General features: G+C 38.7%; 28 protein-coding genes. 11 read left to right on the top strand and 17 right to left on the bottom strand.

All coding sequences use genetic code 11. The annotated features are described in order from the left end of the window. The 10 genes from trpD to B4Z90_RS16670 form a co-directional block, all read right to left on the bottom strand. Entirely contained in the window at positions 1-990 is a 990-nt protein-coding gene (gene trpD, locus B4Z90_RS16715) for an anthranilate phosphoribosyltransferase (protein WP_070562080.1), read from the bottom strand. Positions 991-1,351: 361 nt separating this feature from the next. Beyond that, entirely contained in the window at positions 1,352-1,819 is a 468-nt protein-coding gene (locus B4Z90_RS16710; RefSeq protein WP_146752998.1) for a hypothetical protein, read from the bottom strand. Between the two features lie 151 nt (positions 1,820-1,970). Continuing rightward, positions 1,971-2,192, bottom strand: a complete 222-nt coding sequence (locus B4Z90_RS16705) for a DUF2795 domain-containing protein (RefSeq protein ID WP_028072584.1) — start codon at positions 2,190-2,192, stop codon at positions 1,971-1,973. A 122-nt stretch (positions 2,193-2,314) separates the two neighbouring features. Next, positions 2,315-3,073, bottom strand: a complete 759-nt coding sequence (locus tag B4Z90_RS16700) for an ABC transporter ATP-binding protein (protein ID WP_070562268.1) — start codon at positions 3,071-3,073, stop codon at positions 2,315-2,317. Further along, a complete protein-coding gene (locus tag B4Z90_RS16695; protein ID WP_286710145.1) occupies positions 3,055-3,846 on the bottom strand; it encodes a lysophospholipid acyltransferase family protein in 792 nt (263 codons plus the stop codon). The genes B4Z90_RS16700 and B4Z90_RS16695 overlap by 19 nt, the downstream gene beginning before the upstream one ends. Before the next feature lie 66 nt (positions 3,847-3,912). Continuing rightward, positions 3,913-4,827 (bottom strand): substrate-binding domain-containing protein, encoded by a 915-nt coding sequence (locus B4Z90_RS16690; protein WP_112373778.1) that lies wholly within the window; start codon positions 4,825-4,827, stop codon positions 3,913-3,915. Positions 4,828-4,831: 4 nt separating this feature from the next. Next, a complete protein-coding gene (locus B4Z90_RS16685) occupies positions 4,832-5,302 on the bottom strand; it encodes a DsrE family protein (protein ID WP_070562276.1) in 471 nt (156 codons plus the stop codon). A 31-nt stretch (positions 5,303-5,333) separates the two neighbouring features. Further along, on the bottom strand, positions 5,334-6,314 hold the full coding sequence (locus tag B4Z90_RS16680; RefSeq protein ID WP_070562279.1) for a c-type cytochrome: 981 nt from the start codon (positions 6,312-6,314) through the stop codon (positions 5,334-5,336). A gap of 80 nt (positions 6,315-6,394) precedes the next feature. Further along, positions 6,395-7,297, bottom strand: coding sequence for a LysR family transcriptional regulator (locus B4Z90_RS16675; protein ID WP_070562282.1), 903 nt, complete (start codon positions 7,295-7,297; stop codon positions 6,395-6,397). A 61-nt stretch (positions 7,298-7,358) separates the two neighbouring features. Then, complete coding sequence (locus tag B4Z90_RS16670; RefSeq protein ID WP_286802810.1) at positions 7,359-8,729, bottom strand: dipeptidase; 1,371 nt, start codon at positions 8,727-8,729, stop codon at positions 7,359-7,361. A 107-nt stretch (positions 8,730-8,836) separates the two neighbouring features. Between B4Z90_RS16670 and B4Z90_RS16665 the strand changes: the two genes are divergently transcribed. The 7 genes from B4Z90_RS16665 to B4Z90_RS16635 all read left to right on the top strand — a co-directional run bounded on the left by B4Z90_RS16665 (position 8,837) and on the right by B4Z90_RS16635 (position 17,539). After that, complete coding sequence (locus B4Z90_RS16665) at positions 8,837-9,151, top strand: hypothetical protein (protein WP_139144912.1); 315 nt, start codon at positions 8,837-8,839, stop codon at positions 9,149-9,151. A gap of 7 nt (positions 9,152-9,158) precedes the next feature. Beyond that, complete coding sequence (locus tag B4Z90_RS16660; RefSeq protein ID WP_070562291.1) at positions 9,159-9,710, top strand: RNA polymerase sigma factor; 552 nt, start codon at positions 9,159-9,161, stop codon at positions 9,708-9,710. After that, positions 9,703-10,056, top strand: coding sequence for a hypothetical protein (locus B4Z90_RS16655; RefSeq protein WP_286802808.1), 354 nt, complete (start codon positions 9,703-9,705; stop codon positions 10,054-10,056). Before B4Z90_RS16660 ends, B4Z90_RS16655 begins: the two co-directional genes overlap by 8 nt. A gap of 188 nt (positions 10,057-10,244) precedes the next feature. After that, positions 10,245-12,968 carry an outer membrane beta-barrel protein gene (locus tag B4Z90_RS16650; protein ID WP_201639732.1) on the top strand — a complete coding sequence of 908 codons (2,724 nt, stop codon included), beginning with the start codon at positions 10,245-10,247 and terminating at the stop codon, positions 12,966-12,968. 18 nt (positions 12,969-12,986) lie between these two features. Further along, positions 12,987-13,775: a GLPGLI family protein gene (locus B4Z90_RS16645; RefSeq protein ID WP_070562299.1), complete on the top strand. Its 789-nt coding sequence runs from the start codon at positions 12,987-12,989 to the stop codon at positions 13,773-13,775. Between the two features lie 253 nt (positions 13,776-14,028). Further along, positions 14,029-16,746 (top strand): outer membrane beta-barrel protein, encoded by a 2,718-nt coding sequence (locus B4Z90_RS16640; RefSeq protein ID WP_286802807.1) that lies wholly within the window; start codon positions 14,029-14,031, stop codon positions 16,744-16,746. Between the two features lies 1 nt (position 16,747). Next, on the top strand, positions 16,748-17,539 hold the full coding sequence (locus B4Z90_RS16635; protein WP_286802805.1) for a GLPGLI family protein: 792 nt from the start codon (positions 16,748-16,750) through the stop codon (positions 17,537-17,539). 61 nt (positions 17,540-17,600) lie between these two features. On the opposite strand, the gene B4Z90_RS16630 is transcribed toward B4Z90_RS16635, so the two are convergent. Continuing rightward, on the bottom strand, positions 17,601-17,780 hold the full coding sequence (locus B4Z90_RS16630) for a histone H1 (protein ID WP_070562307.1): 180 nt from the start codon (positions 17,778-17,780) through the stop codon (positions 17,601-17,603). Between the two features lie 118 nt (positions 17,781-17,898). Beyond that, entirely contained in the window at positions 17,899-20,037 is a 2,139-nt protein-coding gene (locus B4Z90_RS16625) for a S46 family peptidase (RefSeq protein WP_286802803.1), read from the bottom strand. A 176-nt stretch (positions 20,038-20,213) separates the two neighbouring features. On the opposite strand from B4Z90_RS16625, the gene B4Z90_RS16620 reads away from it, so the two are divergent. The 4 genes from B4Z90_RS16620 (at position 20,214) to B4Z90_RS16605 (ending at position 22,727) form a co-directional block, all read left to right on the top strand. Beyond that, on the top strand, positions 20,214-21,584 hold the full coding sequence (locus tag B4Z90_RS16620) for a DEAD/DEAH box helicase (RefSeq protein WP_070562365.1): 1,371 nt from the start codon (positions 20,214-20,216) through the stop codon (positions 21,582-21,584). Positions 21,585-21,590: 6 nt separating this feature from the next. Then, the gene (locus tag B4Z90_RS16615) at positions 21,591-21,836 is read left to right on the top strand and encodes a hypothetical protein (RefSeq protein ID WP_286710152.1); all 246 of its coding nucleotides are present in this window, start codon (positions 21,591-21,593) and stop codon (positions 21,834-21,836) included. A 105-nt stretch (positions 21,837-21,941) separates the two neighbouring features. Continuing rightward, positions 21,942-22,292, top strand: coding sequence for a gliding motility protein GldC (gene gldC, locus B4Z90_RS16610; RefSeq protein ID WP_046674054.1), 351 nt, complete (start codon positions 21,942-21,944; stop codon positions 22,290-22,292). Positions 22,293-22,319: 27 nt separating this feature from the next. Continuing rightward, positions 22,320-22,727, top strand: coding sequence for an EVE domain-containing protein (locus tag B4Z90_RS16605; RefSeq protein ID WP_112373768.1), 408 nt, complete (start codon positions 22,320-22,322; stop codon positions 22,725-22,727). Positions 22,728-22,837: 110 nt separating this feature from the next. On the opposite strand, the gene B4Z90_RS16600 is transcribed toward B4Z90_RS16605, so the two are convergent. The 5 genes from B4Z90_RS16600 to B4Z90_RS16580 form a co-directional block, all read right to left on the bottom strand. Then, positions 22,838-23,365: an acyl-CoA thioesterase gene (locus tag B4Z90_RS16600; RefSeq protein WP_046674180.1), complete on the bottom strand. Its 528-nt coding sequence runs from the start codon at positions 23,363-23,365 to the stop codon at positions 22,838-22,840. A 14-nt stretch (positions 23,366-23,379) separates the two neighbouring features. Beyond that, entirely contained in the window at positions 23,380-24,294 is a 915-nt protein-coding gene (locus tag B4Z90_RS16595) for an SDR family oxidoreductase (protein WP_286802802.1), read from the bottom strand. A 182-nt stretch (positions 24,295-24,476) separates the two neighbouring features. Next, a complete protein-coding gene (locus B4Z90_RS16590) occupies positions 24,477-25,421 on the bottom strand; it encodes a M20/M25/M40 family metallo-hydrolase (protein WP_112373766.1) in 945 nt (314 codons plus the stop codon). Positions 25,422-25,509: 88 nt separating this feature from the next. Then, positions 25,510-26,160, bottom strand: a complete 651-nt coding sequence (locus B4Z90_RS16585; protein WP_070562322.1) for a lipoprotein signal peptidase — start codon at positions 26,158-26,160, stop codon at positions 25,510-25,512. A 55-nt stretch (positions 26,161-26,215) separates the two neighbouring features. Next, entirely contained in the window at positions 26,216-26,602 is a 387-nt protein-coding gene (locus tag B4Z90_RS16580; protein WP_046674049.1) for a TraR/DksA family transcriptional regulator, read from the bottom strand. Between the last annotated feature and the right edge of the window lies 1 nt (position 26,603).

The raw sequence follows: 26,603 nt of genomic DNA, 5'->3' as shown, positions 1-26,603 counted from the left end.
TTATTTTTTGATTAGTTTTTGGAAACTTCGTAAAGCTTTACCTCCCATCAATGAACCTTCTGCTTCATAAAAACAGTCGCCAAAAGATTTTTCGGGGTTAAAGGTCTTGATCGCAAATGCGGCATTGGTCAAAACAACATTGTTCTGCACATCTGTACCCTGATTGTTCAATATCGATAAGAATGTGTGGGCGGCATCCGCTATCGTTTCACCTCCTGTCAGCTCCTGGGCTGAGACTGGGGTGAAACCAAGCTCTTCCATGTTGTAGTAATTTTCCCCTTGGTTGTTGATTAACTTAAAATCACCGGTCATGGATATCTCGTCATAACCGTCCAAAGCATGAATAATGGAATATTGTTTGTTGGTGTTTTGGTATAAATAACCATACAGTCTTGCCAATTCTAAACTAAATACACCAACAGACTGAAATCTAGGATTGGAAGGATTTGTCAATGGCCCTAACATGTTAAAGAAAGTCTTAACACCCAATGCACGACGTATCGGGGCAACAGTTTTCATTGCAGGGTGAAACAATGGTGCATGGAGAAAACAGATGTTGGCTTCATCAAGCTGGCGTTGTAGTTCAGCCTTATCGTTGCTGAATTGATAGCCTAAATATTCCATGACATTGGAAGAACCACAGCTCGAAGATACCCCGATATTACCGTGTTTTGCGACATGGTAACCAGCCCCAGCTGTGATAAAAGATGCTATTGTCGAGATATTAAAGGTATTTTTACCATCCCCACCTGTACCGCAAAGGTCAATTAAATCATAACCATCAAAATCCAGTTTGAGACATAAATCATACATCGCATCCCTAAACCCTCCAAGCTCTTCAACGCGAATGCTGCGCATACCATAAGCGGTCATAAATGCCGCAATTTGGTGGCTGTCATATTTGCCCATGGCAATGTTGGTTAGAATCTCGTAGGCCTCTTGCCGAGAAAATGTCTTGTATTCAAATAAATGCGCTAAAATTTCTTTCATGGTAATTTAAATAAAAAAAGGGCTTACCTTATTTAGGCAAGCCCATCATATCTTGACGTATTAATCAAATAATGCAATAGGAATTTGCCACAACGTTATTCGTTGTGCCACCACCAAGCTTTATTTGAGACAGTTGTTATCATTGTTGTTTTTATTAATACAAATATGGTTGATAGAATTATAAAATGCAAGTGTTTTTATTGAAAAATTTTTAAGAAAGCATCATTGGCTTAATATTGCTCACAAATATGCTGTAAAATAAAACCTGATAAGCGCGCATTTATGTAAGCCTGAGCGTGATATTTAAGGGTTATAAGAGCAGGTATCTGATAAAATGGGGGCGATGAAAACAAGATGAAAATTAATAGAATACAAAATGGGCCTTATTGTTACCTTTAGAGACTAATGTAAAAGAAGCTATTTTTCTATCACGAATAACGGCAGCAAATACAAAACGCTTGAGGTATTTGACAAAGTAGACTTGTTGTGGATCAATACCTTCGAGATCGATATCACTTGTTTCTTTTCTTCCCGCTTGAGCAAAGCTAAGATATTCCAGTTGGTTGATATTTTTGCTCTGTACATTTATCCTGATTTCATCGATGCTTGCCAATAAGTATTCTTGCAGGTCTTCGTTTAGTTTTTTTGATGTGATTAGATCTTGACTTAGTATAATATCAGTAGCTAGACTAGGATCATGTAAACGTTGGACAAACCTTTTTAAAACAACAATATATTCATTGGATGTTTGTTGTTCCTGAGCAAATAAGCTTTGGCTGACCATACAGCTAATCAATAGGAACAACAATAGCTTTAATTTTATCTTCATATCTGTAAGACTTAGTTTCATCTAAATGGATTAAAACTAGGGAATAAAAAAACTCGGGAGCTAATCGGTATACACCATACTGAGGTGTCTCCGAAAAGAGGGGGATGTTTTCAATAAAAAACGCCTTTATTAAAAAGGCGTTTTTTATTTTTTAGTATTCATCTTCATTGAAGAAGAAATCGTCTTTTGTTGGATAGTCGGGCCAAATTTCTTCGATATTTTCATATGGCTCACCATCGTCCTCAAGAGATTGTAAGTTTTCAATCACCTCAACAGGTGCACCCGAACGAATAGCGTAATCGATTAATTCATCTTTTGTTGCTGGCCATGGTGCATCTTCTAGATGCGAAGCTAATTCTAATGTCCAATACATATAAAAACAATTTAAGTTCTCTATTTTCGCAAAACTATGATTTAATTTAACTTAAGCAAGTAAATCACGTGTTATTTTTGTGGTTTTAATGTAAGTGGTTGATTGTTAACGTTATAATATTTTTAGATATTCTCAAAATCACTTCCCTTTTCGTTTAACGCATTAAGTCTTGGGGACACGGATTTAATATCAGGATTTGGATAATCATTTTCGATCAAGCCATCTCGCATGCGTACAATACGGTGTGCATGTAATGCGATATCCTCTTCATGAGTCACTAGGATAATGGTATTGCCCTTGGAGTGAATTTCTTCCAGTAGACCCATAATTTCAATAGACGTTTTGGTATCAAGGTTTCCTGTTGGCTCATCGGCAAGTATAATGGATGGATCGTTGATCAACGCTCTTGCAACAGCCACACGTTGTCGTTGTCCTCCTGAGAGCTCGTTCGGCCTATGATCCATACGATGTCCTAAGCCGACACTTTCCAATGCTGCAGTAGCTTTTTCCTCACGTTTAACTTTATTATAGCCCGCATAAATTAGGGGAAGTGCAACATTTTCAAGTGCTGTATTCTTTGGTAATAGGTTAAACGTTTGAAAGACAAAACCAATTTCTTTGTTTCTTACTTCGGCGAGTTCATCGTCAGTCATGTCACTCACATTAATCCCGTTGAGGATATATTCTCCCCGGCTAGGGGTATCCAAACAACCGAGAATGTTCATTAACGTGGACTTGCCTGATCCTGAAGGCCCCATTAAGGCAACAAATTCTCCTTTATGGATGTTGAGTGTAACGGAGCTTAAGGCATGAATTGTTTCTGCACCAATTTGGTACTCTCTGGCAATATCCTTGATTTCGATTAAGATCTTTCCTGACATATTTTTTGGAGATTCTCTAGGTTATGAAAATACGATTTATTCTTCATAATCCAATAGGAATGCATTTTGTCATATACAACTTTTTCTAGTTCCGATGCATTATCATCGTTAAAATCTTTAGTCTCTATCGGCTTGAATACATGTATTTTAACTATTCCCGGCCGAGATCCTCTTTTCGAGCCGTCATCGAAAAAGATATCCCAGGCATTTTCTATAATAATGGGTACTGTGGGAACGTCATTCTGAATAGCAATTCGAAAGGCTCCGGATTTAAATGCGTGAATCTGTGGGGGGAAACCATCGTCGATTTTTCCTTCTGGGAAGATAACCACACTTCTTCCGCTTCGGACGAGTTCATTGGCACGTTGAAAAGCCTTGAAAGAAGATACTTTACTTCTTCTTGTGACCGGGATATCTATTGTTTTGAAAAAAATGCGTGTAACCGGGTTTTTAAGCAGGGAAGCTTTTCCAATAAATGAAAAAGGAGCGGGGCACAAGTAGGTAAGGGCTGTTATATCCAAGACCGAAGTATGATTGGGACACAATACCATGGAACGGTTCCAATCTATTTTTGATTCATAGCTCACCTTAAAAAATACACCAGCTAAGGCCGAACCACCAACTGATACCCAGCGTCGCATACGGGCAATCCGAGCATAATTTTTTTCGGGACGTCGTGCTAAAAAATAGATGTAAGGGAAAAACAGAAGAAAAACAAGTAGAACGCTGATAAAATACCAATACCGATGGAGTTTTTTGAGCAATAGGATCATACAAGTCAACTAATTTTGACCTAAAGTAAAAAAAGAAAATGGATAATTAATTATCCATTTTCTTTTTTAGTCTACTGTAAAACCATACTTCTTGTAAATACGCTTGGCTGTTGGCGAGTCCATGAATTTTAAAAAGTCATCTGCAGCCTGCGTATGCGGTGCGTTTTTCAATTTTGCAGCAACGTAAGTTGCGGTTGTATTTTGCGCATCAGGAATGGTAATCCCTTCGACAGGATGGCCAATTAGTTTTTGATAAACGACTTCAGAAGCCCAAACTGGAGCCGCATCAGCCTGTCCATACAATACACGCATGGGGCTTTCGCGATGGTGGATCTTAGTCAGATAAGTGCTGCCGTCGTTGACCTTATCTTCCATGATTTTTTTGACGAGTTGTTCGCCCCCGGCTTTTCTATAGGATGCTTTGATCTGCTCCCCAATTCCTTCCCATTGGGGATTAGGCATGCTGATACGAACTTTGTCATTCCCCAGATCATTCAATGTGCTGATATTAGCGGGATTTCCTTTTGGAACCATCAAACAGATATTGTTATAGCAATACACCTGCGTATGGCTAAAATAATCTGCCATTTCGTTGATCGCCCGTTTACTCGCCGTGTAAATATCGGGTTTATGCGTAATGCGTAGATTGCCTATCGTAATTGAACCGCCTTTAATCTGCTTGGCTAAAATGCCTGGTGGCAGTGTTTCAACAAAAATACGTTCGTATTGTGGGTATTCTTGTTTGAATGATGCGAGTAGATCATCGACGACCATAAATTGATTGCCAGCGAAAAAAACGGTAAGCTGCGGATTCTCGATATCACCATATAAATCTGGAATATTGTCTATTCCGGGTACCGTAAAATTTAGCGCCGATTCTGGTGGAGTATTCCAGGGCGGATCAAAACGATGTTCTTGTGCCTTAATTTCCTGGACACCCAATAATGCTATTGTTAGACCAAGCAGTAGAAAATTTCTCATTATACTATGGTTTAACGATAACCCAACCTTCATTTGCGCGTAAGATTAATTCACCATTTCCGCTAGGAACATAACCTATAAAATCAAATAGCTCTTCTTTGGCAATATGTTTCTCTTCCAACGTATTCAGGCATTGCGCTACGATAACGCCTTTCTCGACGAGATCTTTCAAGGGTTTCTCGTATTGGCTGTTCTTTTTTAGGTAGGCTTCGGTACCGCCAGAAAATGCAACCAGTTCAATTTGTAAACGTCCTTTTAATCGCGGGTCCTTCAAGACATTGTTAATATTGCGAATTGCTTTTTCAATTGTTTTTGGATCATTGCTGTCCAGTTGATAGATAGCTTTATACGCTTTTTTCTTCGCAACGGCACCGCTGTATTGATGGTTATCGAGCAACAATTTATTGTCCTGTGCTTTCGCTTGAATAGTCATTATCGCTAATAAAATACAAGCGATTGTAAATTGTTTTTTCATATTTATTATTGATTTAAAGGGATATGTATGTTTAAAAATTAAAAGGTCCGAGTTTATGTTGTTCTATACTAATGTTATCGGCATAAGGTGGATAGGGGCTATCTTTGGGCTTTTTGCTTAGATTAGGATAGTCCAATTGCTTATCTGTTTTTTGAGGTCTATCGAAAGAATTGATATACGCCGCCACATCATAGGCTTCGTCGTCTTTCAACTGAGGTGCATCATAAGTTGCGCCTAAAGGCATATTCGCTTTGATAAAACGGGCCGCGGTAAGCAATCGTGCCATCCCCGCGCCATCATTGTAGCTGTCTTTACCCCATAAGGGTGGATATTGATATCCTTTGCCAGCTGTTTGAGGCAGCCCCTGTCCATCTCGTCCATGACAACTGGCACATTTGTTCTCAAAGACCACTTGACCATGTTTCAGGTCCGCCGCACGGTTGGGAATATCCATTTTTATAAATCCTTGGCCTGCCAACCGACCTTTATTAACTGTATTCACGCTGATGTTCTTGATATAGGTGACAATAGCCCTCATTTCCTTGCTGTTTTCGGGAATAGCTCGACCATTCATACTCCGCTCAAAACAACCATTGATGCGCTCTTCAAGTGATTCAATCTTATTTTCTCGTCCAATATAGGTTGGAAAGACATTGGTGAGCCCGACGTAAGGAGCAGCAAAAGCCTTTGTGCCGCCATTAAGATGGCAGCTGCTACAGGCCAGCTTGTTTCCAATCTTGACTTCACCATCATAAAAATAATCGTATGTGTTTTTAATTAGCTTTTCACCATAACTGGCCATTTCACCTTCGGGGCTATCTTTGAAGGAGATTTCCTTAAATTGGGAAACGTGTGTAATAAGGGAGTCGTTGTGTATATCAATAGCATCTGCTCGGTTTTTCCGATTCTCATGTTTGAGTGGAAACACACATAAAGTTGTACAAGTAATGACCAATGCGACGATGATCCAGCTGAGTGCCTTTAAGTAATTTGTAAGTTTTTTATAATCCATTCCGCTAATTCATTTGTACAAATCTATGCGGCTCCAACCTGGAATTAAAACGAAGTTTGTTTATGAGACATAACATTTGGTTATAACTTGAAGTTTTGCCGTAGACAGAATTGCAGAAACTGGTTGGGCGTACCGGCAAGTCCTCCATATAAATGGGTAAAATAGAAGTAACGTTCTATTGTCAATTGTGGAATATCGACAATGGTCAATAAATTATTTAACACTTCTTTTTGCACCGTATGAATTGACAAAAAAGCAAAGCTGTTGCGACGGGCAAGGTAGCCTTTGATACTCTCTGTTGAAGGTAAGATCATTTCTATCTGTACTTCGGATAGATTGATGCGGTTATCTTTTAGTGCGTTCTCAATAATTGTTCGTGTACCCGAGCCCTGCTCGCGTAGTACCAAAGGTAAGCGTGTGATATCGGATAATACTGGATTTTTTAATTGATCTAATAGTGGGTTTTGGCTATTTGTGACAAGAACCAGTTCATCCTTCATAAAAGGAATGTATTTCAGGGCCCGGTTGTCGGTAGACCCCTCCGTGATACCTAAATCCAATGTTTTATCAATAAGCTGTTCCTCAATACTGCGGCTATTGGATTGAAAAGACTGAATACGGTTGTTGGGGTATTGGGATAGAAAATCAGCAAGTAGAGCGGGTAAAACATATTGGGAGATGGTTGTGCTGGCTCCCAACACCAGATTTCCTTTTCGTCCTTCTTGCAATTCCTGTATTTCTTGGCCCGCCTGATTGTATAGATTGATAATCTGTTGGGCATATTTATAAAGAATTTGACCTGAATCGGTTAAATTAAGATTGTTACCCTTTCTTTCGAAGAGTGGTACGCCAAGTTTCTTTTCTAGTTCTTGGATGTTTTTGCTTACTGCTGGTTGCGAGATAAAAAGGGCAGCGGCCGTTTTGGTGAAGTTAAGGTGCTGAGCAGCAGTGTAAAATACAATTAAGCGGAAGTCAAAATCCATAAAACGATAAAGGGTTATTTCTAAAATTTAAAAATAACCCTTTATCTAATGAAAAACTAAATTATTTGCTTAGTTCCGCGTAATATTTATGAAATAAAGGTATTGTTGAAATTCCCATTAGGTAATTCTCAATACCATATTTTTCATTTGGCGAGTGCAGGTTGTCACTATCCAAACCGAAGCCTAGAAGTACTGTTTTTAAACCCAATACTTCCTCAAAAAGAGCAACGATTGGAATAGATCCGCCACCCCGAGTTGGGATCGGTTGAACACCAAATGTTTCATGTAGCGCTCTCTCTGCTGCTTTGTAAGCAATGCTGTCGGTCGGTGTCACGACAGGCTCACCACCATGATGGGGCTTTACTTCAACTTTCACATAATCTGGTGCAATAGATTCAAAATGTTTTTTGAAAAGCTCCGTAATACGGTGAGAGTTTTGGTTTGGTACAAGACGCATGGAGATTTTCGCATTCGCTTTTGATGGAAGTACTGTTTTGGCGCCTTCACCGATATAACCACCCCAGATACCATTTACCTCCAAGGTTGGTCGAATACCGGTGCGTTCTAATGTTGTGAAACCTTTTTCTCCCCAGACATTTTGGATACCCAGGTCTGTTTTGTATTCTTCAATGTCAAAAGGTGCTTCATTTAATGCTTTGCGTTCTTCGGCGGTCAATTCGACAACATCATCATAAAATCCAGGGATAGCGATATGATTGTTTTCGTCATGTAATGATGCAATCAGTTTTGCTAATATCGTCGCCGGATTGGCTACTGCTCCACCATATACGCCGGAATGTAAATCTCTATTAGGCCCCGTAACTTCAACTTCAACATAAGAAAGGCCGCGTAAGCCAGTTTCTAAAGAAGGTTGCTCCATGCTGATCATCGAGGTATCAGAAATAACGATAACATCTGCTTTCAGTCTCTCTGTATTTTCTTTAACAAACGTGCCCAAATTGACTGAGCCTACTTCCTCTTCACCCTCAATCATAAATTTGATGTTACATGCTAAAGCATCATTTTTAATCATGTATTCGAAGGCTTTTACATGCATATAAAACTGACCTTTATCGTCGGCAGAACCACGTGCATAAATTTTGCCATCACGGACCGTCGGTTCGAAAGGAGGGGTATCCCACAGCTCGTAAGGATCAGCAGGTTGTACATCGTAGTGACCATATGTCAACACTGTAGGAAGTGCCGGATCGATAATTTTTTCTCCATAAACGATTGGATTACCAGCGGTAGGACAGACTTCTACATTGTCCGCTCCGGCTTCACGCAATTTCTGAGCAACAAAGTCAGCAGTTTTTTCCACATCTCCTTTAAATTTAGGATCGGCACTTACTGATGGTAAACGCAATAAATCAAACAACTCATCTAAAAAACGTTGCTTGTTTGCTTCTACATATTCTTTAATGTTTTGCATATTGTTTGTGTTTGAAACAAATTTACACAAATCGACACATTTAACTCAATTTGTTGTAACCTTTTCGGGAATAGCCGTGACTAATGTAAAAACTAATTCAAATAATTATGGAAAAGCAATCAGTAGCAGCCGTTTTGGGCGTCGGATTATTTACGTGTATTACCTTGTGTGTTTATTTTATTATGCGTTATCGAAGTGCCACAGTACACCTACCTAGCGAAAGTAGGAAAAAGGAGTCTTTGGATTGGCAAAAACCCGGAATTTTGGTCCTTGGTATCGGAGTAGGTCTGTTCATTGTCGGGATTTTGGATAACTATATCAATACAGACTTGCCAGATTCACTTGCCGTAGCAATTTTGATTATTTCTGCAGGAGTTGCGATGATAATTGCTAACCGATTGGATAAAAAACGCGATATTTAACCCGCCAATGGATGAAATCTATATTCGAAAAGTTCTGTCAGGTGATGTGGAATCTTATCGTTATTTTATAAAAACGTATAAGGATATGGCATTTTCTGTCGCTCTTTCTATTGTGAAGGAAGAGCATTTGGCAGAAGATGCCGTTCAGGATGCATTTATAAAATGCTATCAATCGCTGTCTTCCTTTAAAGGGAAATCTAAATTTAGTACCTGGTTTTACCGGATTGTGGTGCATGTGGCTTTTAATGCCGTTCGACATAAGAAACTGGACCTGGTCAATTTTGATCTTTCCCACCATGACACATCGCATGAGGATTCTGTATTGGATGAAATAATCGCGCATGAAAGAAAAGAAATGATCAACGATGCACTCACTATCCTGCCCGCCCGGGAGTCTGTTGCATTACGTTTATTTTATTTAGAAGAACAGTCTATGGATGAAATCCAGGAAATTATGGGCTGGACATTGGCAAATACAAAAGTGATCTTACACCGGGCCCGTAAAAATATGCAGATCATCTTGAGTCAGTTAATTAAAAAAGCAGAGTATTATGGATAAGCAGCAGGAAAAATTCAGAAGGGTTATGCAAATGAGCAAAATAGAAATGCCATTCGACGATTTTGAACAACGGATCATGGGCAGCATCGTAGCGCTTGAGAAAGATAAAGAAAAAGCCCTGTCAAATAAAAAGTATGCGATTACATTTTTTCTCCTTGGGACTGTTTGCGGAATCCTGTTAAATAATTATCTGATGGCCAAAATTGAAGTTGCAGATATAACCCCGGATCTTAAAAATTATAGTGCGATAGCTTGTCAAATATCTTTTGCCCTATTGATATGCTTCTTTTGTCTGCAGTTGTGGCGGTTGATCAATATGCAACAGAAAAAACATTATCAAGTCTAGCAAAAAATCTTTTTTTGAGTAAAGGTATAGGACCTGAGTTTTTGTACAAAGGACTTCCTATTTCGTTCAAATAGTGGGGGCGTGGGCCAAAATTAGTTTTTTTAGAAATAAAATTAAATTTACTGTAACAAAACATTGGTTTTATCTACTAATGTTATATTGATATTAATTTACTATCCAACAATTTTATGAAAAGAGTTTTACAAATGCTCTTATTTTTCATTTTTGCTATTCCTGGTCTGGCTTTGGGTCAATCCAAGATTGCTGGAAAAATAAGTGATGTAAAGGACCAACTAAAGTTATCAGACGCAACAGTTATGCTATTGACTGCTAAAGATTCTATATTAACAGGCTTTACCCGGTCTGATGAAAATGGTCTATTTTCCTTAGCCAAGCCCGATACAGGATCTTATGTGCTTATTGTGAGTTACCCCAAGTATGGTGATTTTTATACGGAGATCCAATCCGGTGTGGATTATTCCAAATTGGCTATTGGTCTAACAAACACAGCTACATTATTACAAGAAGTCATCGTTACGGGCCGTATCCCAATCACTATTAAAGGTGATACCACTGAATATGACGCCGGCAGTTTTAAAGTTGAGAAGAATGCCAAAGTTGAAGACCTGTTGAAAGCTTTGCCCGGCATCACGGTTGATGCATCTGGAAAGATTACTGCACAAGGTAAAACAGTCAAAAAAGTATTGGTAGACGGCGAGGAATTTTTTGGCGATGATCCGACGCTGGTAACGCGCAACATCCGATCGGATATGGTGGATAAAGTTCAGGTTTACGAGAAAAAATCCGAGCAGGCAGAGCGAACAGGAGTGGATGATGGTCAGCGTGAGCAAACTATCAATGTAAAGCTAAAAGAAGGCTCTAAAAATGGCATGTTCGGAAAAGCGCTTCTTGGTGGTGGAACCGACGACTACTATATGGGGCAATTGATGTTGAACAAGTTTAAGGGTTCGCAAAAAATATCAGTTTATGGGCTTTTCGGTAATAATGGTACCACGAGCATGAACTGGCAGGATGCCCAAAAGTATGGTGGTGATTCAGGTGTATCCTATGGTGATGACGGATCGATGAGCTGGTCTAATTTTACGGATCCTTTTTCTGGACAAGGAGTTATTGGTGTACCTAAAGCCATAAATTCGGGCGTTAACTTCTCGGATAAATTTGATAAAGATAAACATACAGTCAACATTAACTATAAATACGGAAGATTGAGGAGTGATGGAAATGATGAGACGATTACAACAGGTTTGATCAATAACAAATCGGTGAAGAATATAGATTCCGAAAATGACCAGCATCGTGCGAATCTGAAATATGACCTGAAATTAGATTCGTTAAATCTCCTAACCATACGAGGTGGAGCATCAAGAAAGAATCTTTGGTCAGATAACAAACGTGAAGCTTATCAGTTTGGCCAAAACGCAGACACAACCATTGCCGAGAATACAAGGGAATTGGTGAAAAATAATATCAACGAGTTCAACTTGAGTACCTATTTTACCCATAAATTCAAGAAAAAGGGACGTTCTTTTACATTTGATGGTCAATGGAAAAGAAATGAAATGAAAGGTACTGGGCATTTAAATTCTGACCTGAGAAATTATAGCTTAAAAACAGATTCAACTACAGATCAAAGTAAGGTACGTAACAATACAAGTGATGTGCTAAGCGCTTCAATTTCCTATACCGAACCTTTGTCCAAAATTTGGAACCTTGTTGTGGGAACTGGAATTGAGCAAAGTAATAGTAGTTCCATCGTGGAGTCTTTCAATAAGGATGGAGAGGGAAATTACACGCAATTGGATCGTCGTTTCAGTAATAACTATGATTTTGATAGAAGCAGCAATAGGTACAAATTGGCTATAGTCCATACAACTGAAAAATTTAAGTTCACGGTGGCTAATAATTTCAATAATGACAAATTGAAACAGTTCAATAACTATACAAGCGAGGGGATTACAAGAAGTTACTTTACTTACAATCCAAATGTAAGTGCAGGCTATTCCTTTACAAAAACTAAGGGGTTATGGATGAATTATACCGGTAAAAATCAATTGCCTTCTTTGAGCCAGATCCAACCGATATTAGACAACTCAGACCAGATTAATCGCTATTTGGGAAATGAAAACCTAAAACCTTCTTTTAGAAATTCATTGAATCTGAATTATAATTCGTTCCGTGTGTTGACCGGGAATTACGTGTATGTCGGCGGTAATATTTCTACCGAAAAGAATCCGATTACGCAGAATATCGATACACTAAAAGGAATCAATACATATACTTGGAATAATGTTGATGGTAAGACAAATACTTCGCTGAACGTATGGTCTGGAGTTTATTTCAAGTTGAGCAAAAAACTTGGCTTGTCCAACTCGCCACAGTTTTATGTGAATATGAGTGACAACTATAACATGTTCAATCACCAATTGAATAAAGTAAATACGACGAACTTTAATTTTACGTATAATTTTAAAAGAGATACCAAGACAGGTTTAAATTTTGACCTGAACTTTAGTCCACAATATCGTTTGATGAAATCAAGTTTGGAACGCAATACCAATAGCAATGGTTTCGTATTCGCTTCCAACGGAAGTGTGGAGTATTTCTTCAACAAAACATTTAAGGTTTACACGAATTATACCTACTCCTATGAGGCAGCGACCAAAGCTTTTGATGAGAAGTTTGAGCAGTTTTTGTTGCATCCGGGTGTAAGCAAGAAATTCTTGAAAAATGAATCGTTGGTGTTGGATTTTATGATCAATGATGTTCTTAACCAAAACAAGGGCTTTAGTCGTTCGGCATCGACTTCTGTCTTTACGCAACGTCGATATGATACGATACGCAGATATTATATGCTTAAACTATCATGGGATTTTACAAAAATGTTTTTATAAAATATTAAGCGAAATACAATGTTAAAATATATCTTTTTTCTCTTCTTCTGTTGTTCAGCCTTTGGTCTTAAAGCACAGTATACGTTGTTTGGTCGATCGGGAACTATTTCCTACGATAAGACGATGTATATGAAGAATATCGTAAGTAAAAAATTCATCGCTAAAGCCGATGATAACTCAAAACAATTTTTTGAGCGTATAATACCGAGATTACCAGAAAGTGCCGTGTTAAAGAAGTCTATGAAATTTAATACCACGGAGACTTTGTTTGAGTCGGTAAAAGACGAGAGCCTGGATGCGGAGATTAAGCAGTATATTATGATGCTTGCGCTAGACTTTGATGCATCCACACTTTCAAATATGTCCAACCGATCTTTTTTGAGATACAATGATATTGTAGGTGAAAAAATTATTGTTCAGGATTCCATGAAGCGTATCAAATGGAAAATCACCGATGAATACCGTGAGATCGCTGGGTACAATTGCAGGAGAGCCAATGGTATTACACCGGATTCCATTTATGTCATTGGATATTACTGCAATGAAATTCCGATCAGTGGTGGCCCAGAGTCCATCAATGGTCTCCCCGGAATGATTTTAGGCTTGGTTGTACCTAGTCAGCACGTTTCCTATTTTGCAACAAAAGTTGAACTCAGCAACACCGTAGTGATGGACAAAAAGAAATTCGAGAATACCAAAGTCAAACGAATGACAAGAAAGGCCATGACAGATCAGATTACAAGTGTGCTGTCTCAACACATGAATAAAGAAACTGTTCAATTTATTATGGAACTTGGCAATTTATAAAGATCACAGCATGCTGTTTATACAATATGTTGCATATTTCTAACTGTTTAGATAAAAAAGCTCTTCAAAAGAAGAGCTTTTTTTATGGTTTTTAGTTTGTATTACATTGTTAGTCAATTGTTTGTTTTATTTTTTAATACCTTTTTATTGCTTGTATTTTTTTTGGGATAAACTGAAATTAACTGAAACAAAATATTAGTTTTGTGCACGAATTTTATTATTTATATAATTATATACTATCCAAAACCATATTATGAAAAGAGTGGGGCAACTACTTTTACTTCTTTTATTCTGTTTCTGCGGAATAGTTCATGCTCAATCGCGAATTGAAGGAAAAATCAGTGATGTAAAGGATCAGCTTAAGCTGCATAATGCAACAATTATGTTGTTAACTGCCAAAGATTCTATTTTGACCAATTTTACCCGTTCAGATGAACAAGGTAAGTTCTCTCTTGAGCGACCAGATACGGGACAATATTTTATCATTGTAACCTATCCGAAGTATGGTGAATATTACGCGGAGATCTTGCCAGGGCAGCATTACAATAACCTATCTATTGGAATGACCAGCAGCGCAACCTTGCTGGAGGAAGTCATTGTAATGGGACGGGTGCCCATTAGTATCAAGGGGGACACAACGGAATATGATGCTGGAAGTTTTAAAGTGGAAAAGAACGCCAAAGTTGAAGATTTGTTGAAAGTCTTACCTGGGATTACCGTCGATGCCTCTGGAAAAATTACTGCCCAAGGAAAAACAGTGAAGAAAATGCTTGTTGACGGGGAAGAGTTCTTTGGTGACGATCCCATTTTAGTAAGCCGGAATATTCGTTCTGATATGGTTGATAAAATTCAGGTTTATGAAAAGAAGTCTGATAAGGCTGAGAAAACAGGAATTGATGACGGTGAACGTACACAGACAATCAACGTGAAACTAAAAGAGGAAGCTAGACGCGGAATATTCGGAAAAGTTGATGTCGGTGGAGGTAGCGATAAATTCTACGCTGGACAGGGCTTTTTGAACTATTTTAATCAATCGTTTAAAGCTTCGGCTTATTTGATTGCAAGCAATACCGGGAAGACCGGTCTCAGCTATGATGAAGTGAATAGTATGGGGGGAGATTACGATGGCGGTGATAATTTTAATGGCGAAGGTATTCCCAAATCCTTGAATACAGGATTTTTATATTCGGATAAAACCGCTAACAAAAAACATGCTTGGCGGATCGACTATAAGCATATCCGATCTGATGTTGATCTGGATCGCAGTGTGTTTACGCGCAATGCGGCACGCGACACGATATTGACTAGCAATAGCAGCACATTGGCGTCAAATGAGAACAGAAAGCATAATATTGGTTTGAAATATGAATTTAAGGTCGATTCCATGTCGGATTTAACGGTCTGGGCAGGTGCAAACAAAAGACATGATAATAGTTCTTCAGAGACACAATCAACTACTGTAAATCAATTTGATCAAAAGATCAACAATAACATGCGGAAGTTTACGAACGATTCTAAGTCAGAACAGTATAATGCCTCAGCACTCTATGTAAGACGTTTTAAAAAGAAAGGCCGTTCGTTATCATTCAACTATTTTACATCAGGTAATAAACAGGATGGTGAGCAAGATTTGTTTTCTAAACTCAAATTTTACAAAGAAGGGAATGCTGAAAGAGATTCGACTCTCGACCAGAAGAAATTTGTGAAAAACAGCTCTTTTTCCACGGGCGGTGAATTCGCTTATTCCGAACCGATTTCAAAAAAGATGATCCTTTCTTTTGAATATGGATTGAATCTCAACAGAAATAACAACGCAGTTAGATCTTTCGATAAAAATCAGCATACCGGTACTTTTGATAGGCTAGATAGTTTGTATAGCAATGATTTCTTATATAAAACGATAAAAAACACCTATAATTTCGCAATTAATTATAAACCCCTGGAAAAGCTAGTGATTAATGTCTCGAATAAGTTCGAAAACAGTAATCTGTCACAGTTAAACCGGATGGAAAATTCGAGACTCTCACGATCTTTTTTTGTCTATAATCCGGTGGCTAATGTTAATTATGAAATACAAAAAAATAAATCGATCAATCTGGAATATCAGGGTACCAATGGTTTGCCTTCTTTGAATCAGATCCAGCCACTCCGGTCGAATTTGGACCCTTTGAATGAATATCTAGGTAATGAAAATTTGAAACCCTCCTACACCAATAATTTGAATCTAAGCTTTAGAACGTATTCCGTGTTGGAAGATAAGTTTATAGGTATATTTTTGAGTGCATCACGTACCAACAATGCTTTGGTGCAAAATACAACGATTGATTCATTGGGCAAGACGACATTTGTCTGGGGAAATTTGAATCATAACAGCAATAATCAAATTAGCATCAGGCCAATGTATTACGGCAAATTATGGAAAAAAATTCAATTGAGACATGGTGGCGGTCCATCGGTATCTTTCAGCAACAATTATAACTATGTCAATACTGTTTTGGCGAATGCCAAAGTGCAGCGTTATGCGATCAATTATAGTCTACAGCGATCGACCACCAAAGGCTTGGACTTTGGTATTGAATTGTCTCCAGGATATCTTATACAAGACAATTCCATCGGTGCAATGGAAGATAGTAAGGGATTTACGTTTTCATCTGAAGGAAACCTAAAGTATTTTCTTCCGGCTAAATTTATTGTGCGGGCAGATTTTAGCTATACGTATCAGGCACCCACGGCGGTGTACAGTAAAAAATTTGAACGATTTGTGCTGAGCCCTGCATTGTCAAAAAAAATCCGAAAAGATGAAAAGCTCGAATTGACCTTTATGGTTAATGACCTCTTCAAACAGAATGTGGGTTTTGACAGAAGTCAAAATGGAACACTACTGACCGAACGCCGATACAATACAATCAGTAGATATTATATGGTTAAGCTCACTTGGGAAATAAATAAAATGCTCGTAAAATCGAAATAAAATGAAAGATATCAAAAATTTACTCGTCCTATTGCTGTTCTTTTTCTGGGGAGCTACAGCTGTTGGACAATATGCTTATTTTCCTACACAAGGAACAATTACGTATGACAAGACTGTGTTTCTTAAAAACCTCCTCAAACGCTATGCAACTTATGCAAAAGACGAGGATACACGAAACTCCATCAAAGAAATGATGGGGCAGATTCCCGAAAATCAGGTGTTGAAAAAGAAACTGACCTTCTCCAATGATGAGGTGCTCTATGAGCATATTGCTGAAGAGTATTTGGACGTTGTTAGTGGCTTGATGCGCTCTGGAATTTTTGAGTCGGGGATAAGTGGCTATCAGAATCTGAAAAGTAAAGCCTTTAATTCTGTCTTTGAGTTAGGTGGGGAAAGGGTTGTCGTGGCGGATTCGACATTGAAGATCAAGTGGAAAATTACGAATGAGTACCGTGAAATTGCAGGTTATCCCTGCCGCAGGGCCAATGGACTTGTATTGGATTCCATCTATGCCGTTGCTTTTTATACGGATCAAATCCCTGTTTCAGGAGGTCCTTCGGCCTTTAATGGATTACCGGGGATGATCCTTGGTTTGGCCGTTCCAGAACTACATTACAATATGTTTGCGACAAAGGTGGAATTGGGCGCTGTAAATCCTTCATCGGCAACATTGTTGAAAAAGAAAGATAAACCCTTGACCAGGCAGCAGGTTTATGATAAACTGAAGTCCTCTTTCGGTGATTACCTGGGTATTAAGATTTATAATTTGGTGATGGCCTGTACATTTCTGTAAAAGCCAACAAAAAAGGCCTTTCATTTGAAAGGCCCTTTTTATGTCTAACTTCGAAAAAAAACTATTTTCCGTCGTTTTTCTTAGCAGTAACTTCGTTACGAAGTTCTTGTGCTAAGGTTTTGATTTCTTGTAATCCTTTACGTACACGTGTACCAGCTGCAGAATTACCATTGTTGAAGAACTTGTCTGCATCAGCTTCGATAGAAGCTACTAACTCTTTTAATTTTACGTAGTTTTCCATTTTTTTATAATTATAATTTTAGTTTTTATGGTTTTTCCTAAACACTCCTTAAATATACAAAAACGAATCAAATAGAAAATAAATTTCGTTTTTTTTTATCGAAAAAGCTTAAAAAAAACTATTCAACAATCTTAAGTTCGTCAATAATGTTAGTTGCACCTGCAAATTTATCGATGATAAATAATACATAACGGATATCAACTGAAATTGTACGTTGTAGCTTATGGTCGAAGATCACATCGCCAGCCATTGCTTCAATGTTACCATCAAAAGCTAGGCCAATTAATTCACCGTTGCCATTTATCACTGGTGAACCTGAGTTTCCGCCTGTTATGTCATTGTCACTTAGGAAGTTTACTGGTAAATGTCCTTTTTTGTCCGCATAGCGGCCATAGTCCTTATTATTGTACAGATCCATCAAACGCTGTGGCAAATCAAACTCCTCGTCGCCCTTTTTGTATTTTGCAATAGTACCTTTTAACGTCGTGTAAAAGTTCTTGTCAGCATCGTTACGCGGGTCTTGTGGTAAGCCTTTGATCGAGCCGTAAGTTAAACGTAAAGTACTGTTCGCATCCGGATAGAATTTACCTTTTGGATTAGAAGCCAATACACCAGCAACATATTTGCGATAAGCACCTTCAAATTTGTCGTCTTGTGCTTTCCAGCTAGGATCTACTTGACGGTATCTGTTAAGTAGGGCCGAAGAAAGTTTATACAATGGATCATTGGCTAAGATTTCAGCGTTAGGGGTAGCCAGATAATTGTTCAAACGTTCCGCTGAAGCGAAGATGCTGTTCTTCACAGATTCTTTGACATACCCCGTAAAATCGCCATTGTTTTTAGCCGCCAATTCTGCAATATATGGTGCAATATTTCCTGCTTTTTTAGCGTAAAGATTCAATTCGTCAATCAATACCTGCTCTTCAAGCGGCATATACATTTTTTCATAACCTGCATCGATGGCCGACTTTAAACGAGGAAGAATAGCATTTCTTCTTGCTTCATCTCCAGCAGCATAAACTTCTAAACCGGATCCGATTGTATACGGTAACGCTGCCATTGCGCTAGAACGCAGCATGCCCATTAAATAATTGTCATGTCTAGCTTTCTCGTTTGTCGAAGCATAAAATTCGTTGATTGTTTTGATGACATCACCGTACTCTGCTTTGTTAGCAGCTTTATTTGCCCATTTGTCAAATTTAGCTTCGTCTTTTGCTTTCGCTTCCGCCGTTTTATGTAATGTCAAAGCGTCAATCATTCCTTGACGGTTTTTCCAGTAATTCGCTACTTGAGAGTATTTCGAAGCGTAGTTCAATTTGACTGCCTGGTCTTGGTCCATGAATTTTTTCATGGCATCCATACCTGTTTTAGAAGCTTCTACCCAAGCTGGATAAGCGAATTTAACATTTTGGTTGATGCCACCAGAAGGCATCCAACGATTGGTGCGACCTGGATATCCTAAGATCATTGCAAAATCTCCTTCTTGAACACCTTTTAAGCTGACAGGTAGGAAATGTTTCGGTTTCAAAGGAACATTATCTTGTGCATACTCTGCGGGATTACCATTTTTATCAGCATATACGCGGAAAATCGAGAAATCTCCGGTATGACGGGGCCATTCCCAGTTATCGGTATCACCACCAAATTTACCGATGCTATTTGGAGGCGTGCCCACCAACCGAACGTCATTGTAATCTTGGTATACAAAATAATAGTACTCATTGCCTTGGTAGAACGATTTTACTTCAACCACATACTTGCCATTTTCGCTATTTTCCTTTTGGATTTTAGCAGTCTCAGCAGCGATGATCTTTTTACGTTCATCTTCAGACATGTTGTTGTTGACCAAACCTAAGATTCGTTTTGAAACATCATCCATACGCACAAAAAAGCGAACCGATAGAGACTTAGGTTTTAACTCTTCATTTTTGGATTTGGCCCAGAAACCATTTGTTAAATGATCATTTTCGGGTGTAGAAAGTTCCGCAATAGCACCATATCCACAGTGATGGTTGGTGAATACCAATCCTTGATCAGAAACGATCTCAGCGGTGCAGCCACCATTGAATTGTACGATTGCATCCTTTAAGCTAGAGTGGTTAATGCTGTAGATTTCTTCGGCACTTAAGCGAAGTCCTTTTTTCTGCATATCTGACTCATTCAGACGCTTTAGATACATTAAAAACCACATTCCCTCATCGGCAAATGCAGCAAAGCTTGTTGTGATGAACAACAAACACATCCATAATTTTTTCATATCAACCTGATAAAAAGTTTGTTTATACAGTACAAAAATGCTTTAATTCTCTTAAAAACCAAAATATTAGACTTTATAATATGCTTTTTGCCAATTTTTATGTCAATTGAAAGTAAATGTGTACCGTATTGGTTGTCAAGGAAAGTCAAATGGACTCTTTTCCTTATCTTTGCAAGATGCAGCAATCATTTGAAAATTTTAAATTCAATAAACAGATCTTAAATGCGATAGCGGAGGCGGGGTATCAACAACCGACAGAGATCCAGGAAAAGGCAATTACGCCAATATTGGCCGGTCAGGATGTGATGGGTATCGCTCAGACTGGAACTGGAAAAACGGCGGCGTTCGTTTTGCCCATGCTGATGAAGCTTAAGTATGCTCAGGGAAATGATGCGCGTGCGTTGATTTTGACACCAACGAGGGAATTGGCCATGCAAATCGAAGAAAATATTAAACTGTTTTCTACTTATCTTGATTTGCGTTCAGTGGTACTTTATGGTGGATTAGGGCCAAAAACTCAAATAGAAGCACTCGAAAAAGGAGTGGATATTATCGTTGCAACTCCGGGTCGATTTTTGGACCTGTACCTAGAAGGACATATTGGCGTTAAGTCACTTAAATTTTTGGTCTTAGATGAGGCCGATAAGATGATGGATATGGGCTTTATCAGTAAGATCCATCGCGTGCTTGAAATTGTGCCACGCAAACGGCAGAACTTACTGTTCTCAGCAACAATGAGTGAGCTTGTCCGCAAAATTGCAGGCGATTTCTTAGCATTTCCGACGGTTATTGAAGTGTCCGAACAAGCTACACCAGCGAAGACGGTAAGCCAGGCGCTCTATATCGTTCCCAACCAAAAGACAAAATTGAATTTACTTCAACATCTCCTAAAAGATGATGAAGCGTTTAGCCGATTGATTGTTTTCTGTAAAACAAAGCAGGTAGCAGATAATGTTTTCCACTTTTTGGAACGCAAATATGGTAAAGATGAGGTTCGTGTTATTCATGCCAATAAAGGCCAGAACACGCGCATCAATTCTATTAATGCATTTAAGGAAGGAAATATCCGGATTTTGGTCGCAACGGATGTGGCGGCGCGAGGACTTGATGTTTCTAATGTAAGCCATGTGATCAACTTTGAAGTACCTATTGTTATTGAAGATTACGTACATCGTATTGGACGTACCGGGCGAGCGTTCAATGAGGGGGACGCCATCACGTTCTGTAATGAGGCCGAGAAATATTATGTTCGCAAAATCGAAAAATTGATCAAGCAAAGTATCCCTGTGCACGCACTCCCAGAGGATGTCTTTATCGAGAAAACACCTTTTCATGAAAAACAGGATATTGCGCGCGAGATTGATAATCAAAAGCGAAAAGATGATCCTGATTTCCAAGGTGCTTTTCACGAGAAAAAATACGTTATCAAACAGAAAGAAGTGCGCGAGGCACAACGAGCTTCGGGATTTAAACCAAGAGCAAAAAGTAAAAGTAAATCTGCAGGTGGAAAATCGGGGGGAGCAAATCGTAATTTTAAAAAACGTTAATTTATTGTGCGCTTTACACCACTAAATATCGCTAGTGCATGCCTTGTTGCCTGGTTTGTTATGGAAAACCCCAATGATGAAAAGGCCTTATTTACATGGGGTGCATTTATCCTATTGTTGTTGATATTGACCGTCATTGATATTGTATTTAGGGTCTTTGTAAAGCCAAATAAAAAAATGTGGTTATTACAATTGGCATTTTTGATAGTCGTTTGTGTCACCAGTTTAATTGTTAAAGTTACCTTTGGGTAAAAGGTAAAATTTAAAAATAAAGACGAGTTAGGTTGTAAATCGATGACAAATATAGTCTCTGTTTCAAAAAACATAGCTCAATAAAAATAGCTCAATAATATTAAAATGAAAAAAGCTGAAATAAAATTACAGGTAGCGTTAGATGAAAACAACGTGCCTGAAAATATCATGTGGTCGTCTACAGATGGAAATAATGCGGAGGAATTACCTGCAAAAGCCATGTTTTTAGCCCTATGGGATTCACATTATAAAAATTCAATGCGTATCGATCTTTGGACTAAAGATATGCCTTACGATGAGATGAAACGTTTTTTCTACGAAACACTTCAAACATTGGGCGACTCCTTTATCCGTTCTTCAGGCGGTGATCCAATGGCAGAAAAGGTTATTGGCGACTTGCGTGATTACTGTGCGCATTTTGCAGATAAAATGGAAGTTTTAATGCCACAACAATAGTTTTAAACGCTTAACAGAAATTTGACCATGCAATACTTCTTAGTAAAATCTGAACCATTTAAATATAGCTGGGAACAATTTAATAAAGATGGCCGTACATTTTGGGATGGTGTTCGTAATTACCAAGCTAGGAATAATATCAAAGCTATGAAAGAAGGTGATTTGGTCCTGTTCTACCATAGCAATGAAGGAAAAGAAGTTGTCGGCGTGGCCAAAGTCGTCAAGGAATTTTATCAGGATCCGACAACAGATGACGAGCGTTGGGTCGTTGTGGATCTGGCACCTGTAGAGACGCTGAAGAAATCCGTTACGTTGGAAACCATTAAGGCTGATGCGCAGTTGCAGGATATCGCTTTGGTCAGACAGGGGCGTCTGTCTGTGATGCCTTTGAAGCCGGAGGAGTTTGATCGGATTTTAGCGCTCGGCAACGAGTAAACTACCGCAAATAAATAAACCCAGTGTATGGGGATATAACAAAAAAGGGAAAACAAGCTGTTTTCCCTTTTTTATTATTTGCACGGTATGTAAGCCATAAAAATTAGGTATTAATTCTTTTGGCTAAAAAGACTGACCAGCGCTTTTAATTTTTTTGCATTTTCAGGCTTTAATTTCCCCGCGAGAATAAGACGCAGCTCTCTTCGTTGTAATGCATCTTCGTAAGCTTTGTGTTCTATGTCTGTTTCAGGAATTAGTACCGGCACAGCTTTGGGGTTGTTATCCGCATCAACAGCAACAAAGGTATAATAAGCTTCGTTGGTTTTTACACGGGTGCCTTCCGGTAAATTAGATGCGAAAATTTCCATGCGTACTTCCAAAGAACTATTAAACGCACGTGTTACTTGAGCTTGTATCGTGACGACCTCACCCAGTTTAATGGAGCGCTTAAAAGATACATTATCAACAGATACTGTGACGACGACATTGCTACAGTGTTTTTGAGCAGCAATAGCCGAACAGATATCCATCCAATACAATAAACGGCCACCCATCAAATTTCCAAATGTATTGGTATCGTTGGGTAATACCAATTCGTTCATCTCTGTGTATGACTCTCGCGCAAATTTCTCTATCATATCATTATTTGTCATTATCGTCCAAACGTTTTGAATTGATGATCTATGATTGCCAAAGCATCCGTAAATGACGTCGGCACATAACCCAATTCAGCGTTAGATCTAGTCAGGTCAAAGCCTGTCTGCCGTGGCCTGTTTTCTGCCTGTCCAATGCTGGCAGCGCTGATCTCCGAAATCAATCCTTTGTCTAGTTGCCAGAAGTCTGCAATTTTGTAGACAGCCTCATTGATCGACATAAGCTCTGCTCCTGAAATATGAAATATTCCCTGTGCTTCTCGGTCAATAGCGAGTTGGCAAGCATAAGCTAAATCATCCACAAAGGTAGGCATTCTCCATTGGTCATTGACTACTTTTATAGGTTCATTTTGTGACAACTTACTTTTGGCCCATAATACGAGATTCGAATGATTGGGGTCAGCATTGATCCCATAGACTAATATTGTGCGAAGGATAGCATAATGACAGCCCGATTGTGCAAGCACTTGTTCGGAAGCATATTTACTTTTCCCATATTCACTTTGTGGATTGGGGAGATCTGTTTCATCATAAGGCGTATTTTTTTTGCCATCAAATACAAAGTCCGTAGATAAGTGGACCAGTTGAGTCTGATGTGTAGTACAATAGGAGGCAAGATAGGCCACAAGATCGACGTTAAGCGATTGACATGCGGCTTGATCTGCTTCACAAGCTTCCACACTTGTCATGGCTGCTGTATGTACAATTGCATCAAAAGTTTGTGCAGCTAAAAAATCTGTCAGTTTTTCCCGATCCGATAGATCTACTTGATAGAAAGTATAATTCACTTGATTCGGGTTGCGATTTGGACCCTTCGAAATGGCAACAACATCATATTGGTCATTTTTAGCAAGTAAATCAACGACTTTTTGGCCGAGGAATCCATTGGATCCTGTCACTAGTATTTTTTTCATCAACAATAATTAAATGATATCCAAGCACCCGTTTATAAAGACTCGTTTGCAGGGACTTAAGTGCGCTGTTTAGTTTATTCGTGTATGTCTACAAACTCGTTGACTAATCTCTGTTATAGCATTTGAGCATATAAAAAGCTAGATTATCACTTGCTGTTAAAGACAAATCCGCTTTTTTTGTTTTAGTTGGTCCATATAAAGTCCATTTTACTGGATTGTTTCATGATATTTTCAACCACTGTTTTTTCTAGATCTAAAATGGCTTTTAAAGCATTGTAATCAATTTTATCGGCATCATCGGTCGGCATATGGTAGTCTGGGTGTCCACCAGTATGGAAAAATAACACCGGTATATTCTTTTTGTAGAATGAAGTTTGGTCAGATCCGCCATTACCATCCTTACTAAGATTAAATTTTATAGGTGCTTGAACATCTTTGAATATAGCCGGCCATTGACTGCTTGTTCCATAGCCGATTACAGCAAGGCCATTGCTGGGATTATAACGGCCAATCATATCCATATTCAGCATGGCTGTGATTTTCTCCAATGGGAGCGTAGGGTGTTCCGTAAAATATTTGGAACCTACTAATCCCAATTCTTCTGCCCCGAAAGCGATAAATAATAGGTTGTAAGGTTCTTTTTCCTTGTTGCTGCTAAAGTAACGTGCGAGCTCCAATAAACCAGCGGTACCAGAGGCATTATCGTCGGCTCCGTTATGGATTTTGCCTACTCCTAAAGAATCCTTTGAGCTTCCTTGACGACCTGTTCCCAGGTGATCGTAATGTGCGCCTATAACAACTGTTAAGTCGGCACCATTGTCAAGAAATCCAATGATATTATCTGCATTGCGAATGCTGTCTGCAACTTTTACTTTCCAGACTTTGGCTTTGAAGGATTGGCGGTAGCCTTTTTCACCTTTAGGCTCAAGTTTGTATTTTTTGAATTCCTTTTCAATATAATCTGCAGCTTTAAAGACTTCCTTACTGCCCGTTCCTCGTCCTTGCATTTTGTCGTCAGCGAGGTAATAAATATGTTTCTTTAAGTTGGAAACTTCGATCTGCTGCGCCTGTGCTATTTGGATTCCTAGTAGGCAGCAAAGTGTCAGAAGTAGACTAATGTTTTTCATGCGAATAGTAGAGTTTAGAAGTTGTATTGGGTTATATGTAAAAAAAATAAAAGCCTTGCGATTAACAAGGCTTTTAAGGAATATTTCGTTAATCTTCAACGATTTCGCTGTGTATGCTGGATTTTTCTTCTTTTTCGGTTTTGAAATACCGTTTTTGAAATAACAGGATTAAAACCACCCCAACAGAAATCGCCGAGTCTGCAATGTTGAATACAGGTCGGAAAAAGAGAAACTCTTCACCACCCCAAAAGGGCACCCAAGAAGGGAAGTTACCTTGAATCAATGGGAAATAAAGCATATCGACTACTTTCCCGTGTAGGAAGGAAGAATAACCACCACCTGCTGGAAACAAACTCGCTTTATCATACCAGGTGCTTTCACTAAAGATGACACCGTAAAAAGCAGAATCGATGATATTTCCAAGTGCACCGGCAAGAATTAAGGCAACATTTAAGATGAAACCCCGGTTGTACTTATTTTTGATCATGTAATGCAGGCCGTATCCAATACCCGCTACGGCTAAAATACGAAATACCGTCAAAAATAATTTTCCATAATCACCGCCAAATTCCATCCCATAGGCCATTCCATTGTTTTCAATAAAATGAATCTGGAAAAATTTGCCCAATACATGGTGGCTTTGTCCGATTGTCATGGATAACTTAACCCAGATCTTCGACAATTGGTCTATTAAAAGTATCGCGACAATAAGCGCGATCGGTTTCGTATAACCCTTCATTGTGTTATAAAAATGGTCTTTGCCTAAACAAAGACCATATATTTAATGCCTAAAATTAATATTGTTTGTTTTTCGCTTCGATGCTCAACGTTGTATGTGGAACAGCTTTCAAACGTTCTTTTTGAATCAGTTTCCCTGTTTCTCTACAGATACCATACGTTTTGTTCTCGATGCGCACTAACGCCGCTTCTAGGTTGTCGATAAATTTCTTTTGACGAGCAGCCAATTGATTTGTTTGCTCTTTTTCCAAAGTAGCTGAACCGTCTTCCAATGTCTTGTACGTTCCAGCAGTATCGTCGGTACCATTTGCATTACTGTTATTTAGCGTTGCGGTCAACGAGGAAAGCTCTTCTTTTGCTATTCTAAGCTTGTCCAAGATAATATCTTTGAATTCTTGTAATTCTGAATCGCTATAGCGTGTTTTCTCGTTGTTGTTTGCCATA

It is taken from the genome of Sphingobacterium sp. UBA5639, from assembly GCF_002421245.1.
Taxonomy (GTDB): domain Bacteria; phylum Bacteroidota; class Bacteroidia; order Sphingobacteriales; family Sphingobacteriaceae; genus Sphingobacterium; species Sphingobacterium multivorum.
The sequence above is the reverse complement of the archived record's forward strand: the minus strand, read 5'-3'. Positions and strand labels throughout refer to the sequence as shown.

Excerpts from the sequence above, each read along its gene's own strand:
- trpD (WP_070562080.1), bottom strand. The coding sequence starts at position 990 with ATGAAAGAAATTTTAGCGCATTTATTTGAATACAAGACATTTTCTCGG.
- B4Z90_RS16710 (WP_146752998.1), bottom strand. The coding sequence starts at position 1,819 with ATGAAGATAAAATTAAAGCTATTGTTGTTCCTATTGATTAGCTGTATG.
- B4Z90_RS16705 (WP_028072584.1), bottom strand. The coding sequence starts at position 2,192 with ATGTATTGGACATTAGAATTAGCTTCGCATCTAGAAGATGCACCATGG.
- B4Z90_RS16700 (WP_070562268.1), bottom strand. The coding sequence starts at position 3,073 with ATGTCAGGAAAGATCTTAATCGAAATCAAGGATATTGCCAGAGAGTAC.
- B4Z90_RS16695 (WP_286710145.1), bottom strand. The coding sequence starts at position 3,846 with ATGATCCTATTGCTCAAAAAACTCCATCGGTATTGGTATTTTATCAGC.
- B4Z90_RS16690 (WP_112373778.1), bottom strand. The coding sequence starts at position 4,827 with ATGAGAAATTTTCTACTGCTTGGTCTAACAATAGCATTATTGGGTGTC.
- B4Z90_RS16685 (WP_070562276.1), bottom strand. The coding sequence starts at position 5,302 with ATGAAAAAACAATTTACAATCGCTTGTATTTTATTAGCGATAATGACT.
- B4Z90_RS16680 (WP_070562279.1), bottom strand. The coding sequence starts at position 6,314 with ATGGATTATAAAAAACTTACAAATTACTTAAAGGCACTCAGCTGGATC.
- B4Z90_RS16675 (WP_070562282.1), bottom strand. The coding sequence starts at position 7,297 with ATGGATTTTGACTTCCGCTTAATTGTATTTTACACTGCTGCTCAGCAC.
- B4Z90_RS16670 (WP_286802810.1), bottom strand. The coding sequence starts at position 8,729 with ATGCAAAACATTAAAGAATATGTAGAAGCAAACAAGCAACGTTTTTTA.
- B4Z90_RS16665 (WP_139144912.1), top strand. The coding sequence starts at position 8,837 with ATGGAAAAGCAATCAGTAGCAGCCGTTTTGGGCGTCGGATTATTTACG.
- B4Z90_RS16660 (WP_070562291.1), top strand. The coding sequence starts at position 9,159 with ATGGATGAAATCTATATTCGAAAAGTTCTGTCAGGTGATGTGGAATCT.
- B4Z90_RS16655 (WP_286802808.1), top strand. The coding sequence starts at position 9,703 with ATGGATAAGCAGCAGGAAAAATTCAGAAGGGTTATGCAAATGAGCAAA.
- B4Z90_RS16650 (WP_201639732.1), top strand. The coding sequence starts at position 10,245 with ATGAAAAGAGTTTTACAAATGCTCTTATTTTTCATTTTTGCTATTCCT.
- B4Z90_RS16645 (WP_070562299.1), top strand. The coding sequence starts at position 12,987 with ATGTTAAAATATATCTTTTTTCTCTTCTTCTGTTGTTCAGCCTTTGGT.
- B4Z90_RS16640 (WP_286802807.1), top strand. The coding sequence starts at position 14,029 with ATGAAAAGAGTGGGGCAACTACTTTTACTTCTTTTATTCTGTTTCTGC.
- B4Z90_RS16635 (WP_286802805.1), top strand. The coding sequence starts at position 16,748 with ATGAAAGATATCAAAAATTTACTCGTCCTATTGCTGTTCTTTTTCTGG.
- B4Z90_RS16630 (WP_070562307.1), bottom strand. The coding sequence starts at position 17,780 with ATGGAAAACTACGTAAAATTAAAAGAGTTAGTAGCTTCTATCGAAGCT.
- B4Z90_RS16625 (WP_286802803.1), bottom strand. The coding sequence starts at position 20,037 with ATGAAAAAATTATGGATGTGTTTGTTGTTCATCACAACAAGCTTTGCT.
- B4Z90_RS16620 (WP_070562365.1), top strand. The coding sequence starts at position 20,214 with ATGCAGCAATCATTTGAAAATTTTAAATTCAATAAACAGATCTTAAAT.
- gldC (WP_046674054.1), top strand. The coding sequence starts at position 21,942 with ATGAAAAAAGCTGAAATAAAATTACAGGTAGCGTTAGATGAAAACAAC.
- B4Z90_RS16605 (WP_112373768.1), top strand. The coding sequence starts at position 22,320 with ATGCAATACTTCTTAGTAAAATCTGAACCATTTAAATATAGCTGGGAA.
- B4Z90_RS16600 (WP_046674180.1), bottom strand. The coding sequence starts at position 23,365 with ATGATAGAGAAATTTGCGCGAGAGTCATACACAGAGATGAACGAATTG.
- B4Z90_RS16595 (WP_286802802.1), bottom strand. The coding sequence starts at position 24,294 with ATGAAAAAAATACTAGTGACAGGATCCAATGGATTCCTCGGCCAAAAA.
- B4Z90_RS16590 (WP_112373766.1), bottom strand. The coding sequence starts at position 25,421 with ATGAAAAACATTAGTCTACTTCTGACACTTTGCTGCCTACTAGGAATC.
- B4Z90_RS16585 (WP_070562322.1), bottom strand. The coding sequence starts at position 26,160 with ATGAAGGGTTATACGAAACCGATCGCGCTTATTGTCGCGATACTTTTA.
- B4Z90_RS16580 (WP_046674049.1), bottom strand. The coding sequence starts at position 26,602 with ATGGCAAACAACAACGAGAAAACACGCTATAGCGATTCAGAATTACAA.